Origin of the sequence: uncultured Vibrio sp., assembly GCF_947488985.1 — a bacterium.
Classification (GTDB): domain Bacteria; phylum Pseudomonadota; class Gammaproteobacteria; order Enterobacterales; family Vibrionaceae; genus Vibrio.
Window position 1 is genome coordinate 1 of sequence record NZ_CANLBV010000233.1, and the last position, 1040, is coordinate 1040.

The 1040-nt window shown below is 42.1% G+C and carries 2 protein-coding genes; both read right to left on the reverse strand.

Going from position 1 to position 1040, the window contains the following annotated elements; genetic code table 11:
- Window positions 1-3: 3 nt before the first annotated feature.
- Entirely contained in the window at window positions 4-210 is a 207-nt protein-coding gene (locus Q1A70_RS20025; protein WP_299695794.1) for a phage tail assembly chaperone, read from the reverse strand.
- 47 nt (window positions 211-257) lie between these two features.
- Window positions 258-1040 (reverse strand): hypothetical protein (locus Q1A70_RS20030; RefSeq protein ID WP_299695792.1); only part of this gene is annotated, 783 nt, incomplete at its 5' end.

Consider the following 1040-nt stretch of genomic DNA (forward strand, 5'->3'; position numbering starts at 1 on the left):
CAATTATGCAGACGCTTGCGGCAATGATGGTTTTTGAGGCCATACCACATCTTCCGGATTTGTGTAGGTTTGAGGGATATCGCGTAGAGCTTGGCGATATTGACGGAATGGTATTTCGTCAACACCATTATCAAGGGCGGTTTCGAGAAGTTTATCCGCAGCCTTTAATTTGGCATCACGAATTGCACGAACTTCCGTCCAGCGAGTCATAGTAACGAGTTCGCTATCTGTAAATTCTTGAGTAATTTGATCCATAATTAGTTTCTCCAATTAACAGGTTGGTCGTTAACTAGCGAGACAGGAGGTTGGCCTTTACTAGATGTGTATTCACCATTAAGACAAAAACGACGAGTTGCTCCCGCTTGATGTCGGGTGTCTACTTTCAATGTCATACGAGCAACTCCAGAGCCATAAATCTGATTGATATCACGAAGACTAATAGGAATAATCTCCCCCTCCATATCTTTGGTGATTGGAATTTCGCGATCACCGCTAGGTTGAGATATAAACAAACAAATGCCACCGCGAGCTGTTGTTTTTTTTACTTCAAGATAACCAGAAACTGAATCATCTGAACTCGACCCAGTAAAAACAAAGTGCTCTACATAAGACTCATCGTTCATACCTCGGTGAGTCTGATAAAACTCAACTCTAAACAAGTCATTGCTGTCATATCTTTCACCTACAAATTCAATTAAATTGAAATAGGTAGGTGGGATTGTTGGATCAGCTACGTTCGGATAATCAGGGTCTAGGTTTGCACCTTCCTTATAACCACCATGATTAACAGTGTGTTTAATGGTGTACATCTTCTTTCCTGCAACGTGATAAACGTTCACCCCGTTGATCACTTCCATTACTGACTTAGTCACAAGATTCATTTGCCCTTGATAACCAGTCAGTTTGGAATTAAACGTACTGGTAAAGCCGTTCATGGCACTATCAAAACTATTCTGCATCGTGCGAATAGCACCGCCCTTGATGCTGTCTAGTAGGTTTCGGGCTTCGGTCACCAATTGGCCGATTGCCGTAAAATCACT

What these genes read in the sequence shown, in the direction of transcription:
- Q1A70_RS20025 (WP_299695794.1), bottom strand. Translation starts at nt 210, where the DNA reads ATGACTCGCTGGACGGAAGTTCGTGCAATTCGTGATGCCAAATTAAAG.